This is a genomic window from Mesorhizobium sp. M7A.F.Ca.US.014.04.1.1 (assembly GCF_003998745.1).
GTDB classification, from domain to species: domain Bacteria; phylum Pseudomonadota; class Alphaproteobacteria; order Rhizobiales; family Rhizobiaceae; genus Mesorhizobium; species Mesorhizobium ciceri.
In genome coordinates, this window is the sequence record NZ_RZRW01000300.1 from 1 (window position 1) to 7,132 (window position 7,132).

The following is a 7,132-nucleotide window of genomic DNA, read 5'->3' on the forward strand; positions in this document are numbered from 1 at the left end:
CGCTTTCGCGCCTTTGCCGGCGACGCTGTTCCGGCCCTTGCTGCCCTTCGAGGATCTGCCGCGTCCGTTGTCGCCATCGGGCGCCTCGGCGCTGATCGACGAAGGCAAGCAAGCCGTTGTCGACAAGGCGTCGCCGGTGCTCGACGCCGACGCCGAGCCCGGCTTTGCCGTGCTGCGTGGGCTCGCCCTCCACAAACTGCTGCAGATGCTGCCCGGTATTGCCGAGCCCGAACGTGCGGGAGCGGCAGAACGCTATCTCTTGCGAACCGGTGCGGACTGGCCGCCATCAGAGCGTGAAAAGGCCCTGGCGTCGGTCACATCGATCCTTGCCGATCCCGGCTTCGGTCAGCTGTTTGCGCCATCGTCGCGTGCCGAGGTTGCGATCATGGGCAGCCTGGAGGTCAAGGGCAAGAAGCGCTCGATTTCCGGCAAGATCGACCGGCTGGCGGTAACGCCGGACACGGTATCGATTGTCGACTACAAGACCAACCGGCCGGCGCCCGCCAGTCTGGCCGAGGTGCCGCCGGCCTATGTCCTGCAGTTGGCGCTCTACCGCGCGCTGTTGCAGCCGCTCTATCCCGGCCGCACGGTCAAGGCGGCCTTGCTGTTCACCGAGGCGCCGCGGCTGATCGAACTGCCTGCCAGCGCCTTGGACGACGCCCTTGCTCGACTCACGGGAGCGTGACACAACACCTGCTTGAAGAAGGGCGCGATCACCACCACATTTGGTGGGACAAAAACTTTCAAAAGGATTTTTCCATATGGCAACCGTGAAGGTCGACAAGAGCAACTTCCAGGCTGACGTGCTTGACGCCAACGTACCGGTCGTCGTCGATTTCTGGGCGGAATGGTGCGGTCCCTGCAAGATGATTGCGCCGGCGCTCGAAGATATCGCCACCGAACTTGGCGCCAAGGTCAAGATCGCCAAGCTCAACATCGACGAGAATCCGGAGCTTGCCGCCCAGTTCGGCGTGCGCTCGATCCCGACGCTGATGATCTTCAAGGGCGGCGAAATGGCCGACATGAAGGTCGGTGCCGCGCCGAAGACCGCGCTGTCGCACTGGATCAATGGCAACCTCGCCTGACCCATCTGAAATTCCTGATATCAAGCCCGGCCTCGCGCCGGGCTTTTTGTTGGCGTCATCGGTGCGTGGCTCTGGCCCTCGCGTCCGGGCACTCCATGTCATCTGCTCGAGGCAGACAGGAGAACCCCATGACCGGATCCGCCAAGGCCACCGTCTTCATCGACAACGAGCGTGTCATCGTCACCGAATACCGCTTCGCGCCGGGCGAGAACACCGGCTGGCATCGCCACGGCCACGACTATGTCGTCGTGCCGCTGATGGACGGCAAGGTGAAGCTGTTGACCAAGGACGGCGAATCCTTTGCCGAGATGAAGAAGGGCGCGCCCTATTTCCGCAAGGAGGGCGTAGAGCACGACGTCATCAACGCCAATGAAGGCGAATACGCCTTTATCGAGATAGAGCTGAAGTAACGTCGCCTATCAATGCGCTGGAAATCCACCGCGTGATGGCACGCCATCAACTGCCACCTTGATGGCAGCAGTGGATCGGCCTATATCCGTTCTAAAAGGGAGTTCGAAATGGCCGAACCACAACTCTCAGTCCGAAGCGCAAAAGCACGCGACCTGGCTCATAGACTTGCTCGTCGTGAAAATCGTTCGATAGCCGATGTGGTCGAACGTGCGCTCGAATCCTACGAAATTCGTGAAGCTGGCCGTGAACCTGCTTCCACCTTCTATGCCAGCTTGACTGCAAACCATGGCGCCGACATCGATCTGGAAAAGATCATTCGCGAAGGCCGCCAGGTTCATTCGGGACTTGAGCTTTGATTTTCGTCGATACCAACGTGATTTCGGAGAGTCTGAAGAAGGCGCCGGACCAAGCTGTCCTGGCATGGCTTGTCCGCAATGACGCTGAACTGGCCCTTCCCACAGTGACGATTGCTGAAATCGCCTTCGGCATCCAAAAAATACGGCCTGATGAGCGTGCCGATCGGCTGGAGCAGGGACTTTCCCGGTGGCGCCATCGATTTGCCGGCCGGATTTTTGGACTGACTGAAGATGCTGCCTTGGCTTACGGCGAGATCATGGGTGCCGCGACACGCCAAGGTGCCGGCATGTCAGCCCCCGATGGCATGATTGCGGCGATAGCGCGCGTGAACGGTGGCCGGCTGGCAACGCGCAATCTCAGCGACTTTGGCACCACCAGCCTTGATCTGATCTCACCGTGGGATTTCTGAAGGTCGAAAGCCAAGGTTCGGCCTCAGCCGCCGCAGCCACCCAAGGCATGAATAGTCGCCTGCTTCAGGTCGGCGGGGTGCCGTTCTCGGCCAGCACCGCTCCGGTCAGATACAACGAACCGCTGATCAGGATGCGTGGCGACGGGCCGTCCCAGGTGTCGCGCAGCAGCATCAGCGCGCTGGCGACGGAACTCACCGGCTCGGCGGTCAGCCCGGCTTCCGTTGCGCGGATCGCCAGTTCGTCGTTCGGCACGCCGGCCTCGCTGAGGCTCACCGGCACCGTGTAGACATGCCGGGCGAGGCCCTTGAAGGCACGGAAATAGCCGCTCTGGTCCTTGGTGTTGATCATGCCCGAGATGAGGAACAGCGGACGCGGGTTCTTCTCTTCCTGCTCGGCCAGCGCTTCGGCAACCACCACGCCGGCACCGGGATTGTGGCCGCCGTCGAGCCAGATATCGGCGCCCTTGGGTGCCAGTTCGGCCAGCCGGCCCTGCACGAGCTTCTGCATGCGGCCGGGCCAGGCGACATTGATCATCGCCTTTTCGGCGGCGCGATGGCTGATCTCGAAACCGGCCGCTTTGACCGCGGCGATCGCCGCCGCCGCATTGGCGAACTGGTGGCGGCCGGGCAGCCTGGGCGGCGGCAGGTCCATCAAGCCGTCTTCGTCCTGGTAGACCATGCGGCCGTTTTCCTCGAAGGCAAGGAAGTCCTGGCCGTAGACGAAGGTGGGGCATTCAAGCCGCTCGGCGGTTTCGATCAGCACCTGCAGAGCCGTCTCGCTTTCCTGCGCGCCGATGACCACCGGACAGCCGGGCTTGATGATGCCGGCCTTTTCGGCTGCGATCAGTTCGACACGGTCGCCGAGATAGGCCTCGTGGTCGAGCGACACCGGCATGATCACCGACACGGCCGGCTCCTTGATGACATTGGTCGCGTCGAAGCGGCCGCCGAGCCCGACTTCGATGATCGCAGCGTCGGCCTGGTGTTCGGAAAACAACAGGAAGGTGACGGCGGTGAGGATCTCGAAGACGGTGATCTTCTCGCCTTCATTGGCCCTGGCGGCACGGGCAATGGCATCGGCGAAAACCCTGTCCTCGACCAGCCTGCCGCCGCCATCGGCGGCCAGCCGGTAACGCTCATGCCAGTTGACCAGATGCGGCGAGGTGTGGACATGGACGCGGTAGTCCGCAGCCTCGAGCAGGGCGCGTGAAAAGGCTGCGCACGAACCTTTGCCGTTGGTGCCGGCGATGTGGATGACCGGGGGCAGCCGGTCCTGCGGATTGTCAAGCCGCTCCAGCAGCCGCGAAATGCGGTCGAGCGAAAGGTCGAAGCCTTTCGGATGAAGCGCCATCAGGGCTTCGATTTCGCGGTCGGCGGCAAGCGTCGTCATGGTGGAATCCTAGCGCATGAGCCTGAAAACCAGAATCGGTTTCGGATGGCCATGGCAATCAAAGGCTACAGCGCGCCGAAGCCCTCGTGCAATCGCGGTCGCGGCGCTTCGTGTCGCTTCAGGCTTGCGGCCGAGCTTCCGCGGCAACCACCGCCGGCGGCAGGATTTCCGGCTCCAGCGTTTTTTGCTCTTCCGGCAGCTTGAGCAGCATCTTGAGCAGGCGCGCGATCGTTTCACGCATTTCCAGCCTGGATACGACCATGTCGACCATGCCGTGCTCCATCAGATATTCGGAGCGCTGGAAGCCATCGGGCAGTTTCTCGCGGATCGTCTGTTCGATGACGCGCGGTCCGGCAAAGCCGATCAGCGCGCCGGGCTCGGCGATGTGCACGTCGCCCAGCATGGCGTAGGAGGCGGTCACGCCGCCCGTGGTCGGGTTGGTCAAAACGACGATGTAGGGCAGGCCGGCTTCCTTCAGCCGGTCGACACCGACCGTTGTCCGAGGCAATTGCATCAGGGACAAAATACCTTCCTGCATGCGGGCGCCGCCGGAAGCAGCAAACAGGATCAGCGGCCGCTTGCGCTGCAGGGCCACTTCGAAACCGTGCACGATGGCGTCGCCGGCGGCCATGCCGAGCGAACCGCCCATGAAGGCGAAGTCCTGCACCGTGACCACAACCGGAAGACCCTCGACGGTGCCCAGCGCATTGATGATCGCGTCCTCAAGGCCGGTCTTGGCCTTGGCGTCCTTCAACCGGTCGACATAGCGCTTCTCGTCGCGGAATTTCAGCGGATCCTGCATGACCTTGGGGTTGTCCAGGGTCTCGTATTTGCCGCCATCGAAGAAGAATTTCAGCCGCTCCTTGGCCGAGATCTTCATGTGATGACCGGACGAGGGAATGACGAACTGGTTCGATTCCAGGTCCTTGTGGAACACCATCTCGCCGGTCTCCGGATCCTTGATCCAGAGATTCTCGGGCATGTCGGTGCGCCGGCCGAGCATCGAATTGATCTTCGGGCGAACGTAATTGGTGATCCAGTTCATCGCTTCGGCTCCTGTCCTGACGAAGAGTTGCTAATGCATGTCGCCCAAAAGTGGGAACCGGTTCTGGGATAACGGCATGCACAAGACCTGACGTAGGGAAACTATTCGGCAGCAGCAAGGCGGGCCGAGCGCACGCCTTGCGCTAGGCCGCTGACCAGCGTGGCGACGGCCTCGGCCGGATCGGCGGTCTTCTCGCCCTTCGGCCCCAGCACATTGGCCACCGCATTGACGATCGCGGTGCCGACGACGACGCCGTCGGCATTGGCGCCGATCACCCGGGCCTGCTCGGCGGTCTTGACGCCGAAGCCGACGCAGACCGGCAGGTCGGTGTGGCCCTTGATGCGCTTGACCGCCGCCGCCACCTTGCCGGTGTCGGCCAGTGCCGAGCCGGTGATGCCGGTCATCGACACGTAATAGACGAAGCCCGACGTGTTCTGCAGCACCTTGGGCAGGCGTTTGTCGTCGGTGGTCGGCGTCGCCAGCCGGATGAAGTTGATGCCGGCTTTCAATGCCGGAATGCACAGTTCCTCATCCATCTCCGGGGGCAGGTCGACGACGATCAGCCCGTCGATGCCGCTGGCGATCGCGTCCTTGAGGAAGCGGTCGACGCCATAGATGTAGATCGGATTGTAGTAGCCCATCAGCACGATCGGCGTTTCATTGTCGCCAGCGCGGAAGTCGGCCGCCATCTTCAGCGTCTTGGCCAGCGTCTGGCCGCCTTTCAGCGCCCGCAAGCCCGCCGCCTGGATCGCCGGGCCGTCGGCCATCGGATCGGAGAACGGCATGCCGAGCTCGATAATATCGGAACCTGCGCCCGGCAACGCCTTCATGATCGACAAAGAGGTATCGTAGTCGGGGTCGCCGCCCATGAAATAGGTGACGAGCGCCGGGCGGCCTTCGGTCCTGAGCTTCGCCATGCGGCGGTCGATGCGGGTGGCCATGATCAGATCTCCATGCCCAGCATGCTGGCCACCGTGTGCACGTCCTTGTCGCCACGGCCGGACAGGTTGACGATGACGATCTGATCCTTGTCCATGGCAGGCACGATCTTCACCGCATGCGCGATGGCGTGCGCCGATTCCAGCGCCGGGATGATGCCTTCGACGCGCGTCGTCAGCTTGAAAGCCTCCAGCGCCTCGTCATCGAGGATCGGCACGTATTCGACCCGGCCTGAATCGCGCAGCCAGGAATGCTCCGGCCCAACGCCGGGATAGTCGAGGCCGGCCGAGATCGAATGGCCGTCCATGATCTGGCCGTCGGAATTCTGCAGGAGATAGGTGCGGTTGCCATGCAGCACGCCCGGCGCGCCGGCATTCATCGAGGCGCAATGCTCGATGCCGTCGAGACCGCGACCGCCGGCTTCGATGCCGATGATGCGGACCTCCTTGTCGTCGAGGAAGGGATGGAACAGGCCGATGGCGTTCGAACCACCGCCGACAGCGGCGATGATGGTGTCGGGCAGCCGGCCTTCCTGCTCGAGGATCTGTGCCCGCGCCTCGATGCCGATCACCGACTGGAAGTCGCGCACCAGCTCCGGATAGGGATGCGGGCCGGCGGCGGTGCCGATCAGGTAATAGGTGTCCTCGACATTGGTGACCCAGTCGCGCAACGCCTCGTTCATGGCGTCCTTCAGCGTGCCGTGGCCGGCGGTCACCGGGCGCACTTCGGCGCCGAGCAGCTTCATGCGGAAGACGTTCGGGCTTTGCCGGGCAACGTCTGTGGCGCCCATGTAGACGACGCAGGGAAAGCCGAAGCGGGCCGCAACCGTGGCCGAGGCCACGCCGTGCTGGCCGGCGCCGGTCTCGGCGATGATGCGCTTCTTGCCCATGCGCTTGGCCAGCAGGATCTGGCCGAGGCAGTTGTTGATCTTGTGCGAACCGGTGTGGTTCAAATCCTCCCGCTTGAAGTAGACCTTCGCGCCGCCCGCGAGGCCCCTGGCCGAGGAAACCTCACGAAGATGCTTCGTGAGGCCTTCGGCGAAATAAAGCTTCGACGGCCGTCCGGCATAGTGGGTCGACAGGTCAGTCAGCTCAGCCCTGAAATCCGCATCGTTCTTGACCTCGTTCCAGTGCCGCTCCAGATCGAGGATCAGCGGCATCAGCGTTTCGGCAACGAAACGACCGCCGAAAATGCCGAACATGCCCTGTTCGTCGGGCCCGGTGCGGAAGGAATTGGGTGTCGCCGGCTTGTTCATCGCCGATCTCCTGGCATCTTGACTATGAGGCATGTCCTTGTCGGAAAACCGGTTCCCACTTTTCCGGGACATGCTCTGGTTTGAGGCACCACTAGGCTGCGCGGGTGTTCCGCGCGGCCCTGACGGCCCGGAAAAACTGTTCGATCAGCGCCGGATCCTTGACGCCCGGCGCGCTTTCCACGCCTGAAGAAATGTCGATCCCAGGCGGGTTGGCAAGCCGAAGGGCATCGCCGATATTGGC

9 protein-coding genes and 1 pseudogene are annotated in these 7,132 nt (G+C 62.9%); 5 read left to right on the forward strand and 5 right to left on the reverse strand.

The window, feature by feature from the left end:
• The 5 genes from EOA22_RS19695 to EOA22_RS19715 form a co-directional block, all read left to right on the forward strand.
• Window positions 1-685 (forward strand): PD-(D/E)XK nuclease family protein (locus EOA22_RS19695; protein WP_206521302.1); only part of this gene is annotated, 685 nt, incomplete at its 5' end.
• Between the two features lie 76 nt (window positions 686-761).
• Window positions 762-1,085 (forward strand): thioredoxin, encoded by a 324-nt coding sequence (gene trxA, locus EOA22_RS19700; protein ID WP_013528326.1) that lies wholly within the window; start codon window positions 762-764, stop codon window positions 1,083-1,085.
• A 128-nt stretch (window positions 1,086-1,213) separates the two neighbouring features.
• The gene (locus EOA22_RS19705; protein ID WP_013528325.1) at window positions 1,214-1,495 is read left to right on the forward strand and encodes a cupin domain-containing protein; all 282 of its coding nucleotides are present in this window, start codon (window positions 1,214-1,216) and stop codon (window positions 1,493-1,495) included.
• A gap of 108 nt (window positions 1,496-1,603) precedes the next feature.
• Complete coding sequence (locus tag EOA22_RS19710) at window positions 1,604-1,852, forward strand: type II toxin-antitoxin system VapB family antitoxin (protein ID WP_013528324.1); 249 nt, start codon at window positions 1,604-1,606, stop codon at window positions 1,850-1,852.
• Entirely contained in the window at window positions 1,849-2,262 is a 414-nt protein-coding gene (locus tag EOA22_RS19715; RefSeq protein ID WP_063169784.1) for a type II toxin-antitoxin system VapC family toxin, read from the forward strand. The genes EOA22_RS19710 and EOA22_RS19715 overlap by 4 nt, the downstream gene beginning before the upstream one ends.
• Window positions 2,263-2,326: 64 nt before the next feature.
• Here EOA22_RS19715 and EOA22_RS19720 read toward each other — a convergent pair whose 3' ends face one another.
• The 5 genes and pseudogenes from EOA22_RS19720 to EOA22_RS19740 all read right to left on the reverse strand — a co-directional run.
• The gene (locus tag EOA22_RS19720) at window positions 2,327-3,652 is read right to left on the reverse strand and encodes a folylpolyglutamate synthase/dihydrofolate synthase family protein (RefSeq protein ID WP_063169785.1); all 1,326 of its coding nucleotides are present in this window, start codon (window positions 3,650-3,652) and stop codon (window positions 2,327-2,329) included.
• Between the two features lie 118 nt (window positions 3,653-3,770).
• On the reverse strand, window positions 3,771-4,697 hold the full coding sequence (accD, locus tag EOA22_RS19725; RefSeq protein ID WP_013528321.1) for an acetyl-CoA carboxylase, carboxyltransferase subunit beta: 927 nt from the start codon (window positions 4,695-4,697) through the stop codon (window positions 3,771-3,773).
• A 101-nt stretch (window positions 4,698-4,798) separates the two neighbouring features.
• The gene (gene trpA / locus EOA22_RS19730; RefSeq protein ID WP_027161022.1) at window positions 4,799-5,638 is read right to left on the reverse strand and encodes a tryptophan synthase subunit alpha; all 840 of its coding nucleotides are present in this window, start codon (window positions 5,636-5,638) and stop codon (window positions 4,799-4,801) included.
• Between the two features lie 2 nt (window positions 5,639-5,640).
• The gene (gene trpB / locus EOA22_RS19735) at window positions 5,641-6,891 is read right to left on the reverse strand and encodes a tryptophan synthase subunit beta (RefSeq protein WP_013528319.1); all 1,251 of its coding nucleotides are present in this window, start codon (window positions 6,889-6,891) and stop codon (window positions 5,641-5,643) included.
• A 91-nt stretch (window positions 6,892-6,982) separates the two neighbouring features.
• Window positions 6,983-7,132 (reverse strand): annotated as a pseudogene (locus EOA22_RS19740) (N-(5'-phosphoribosyl)anthranilate isomerase); the annotation flags it as partial.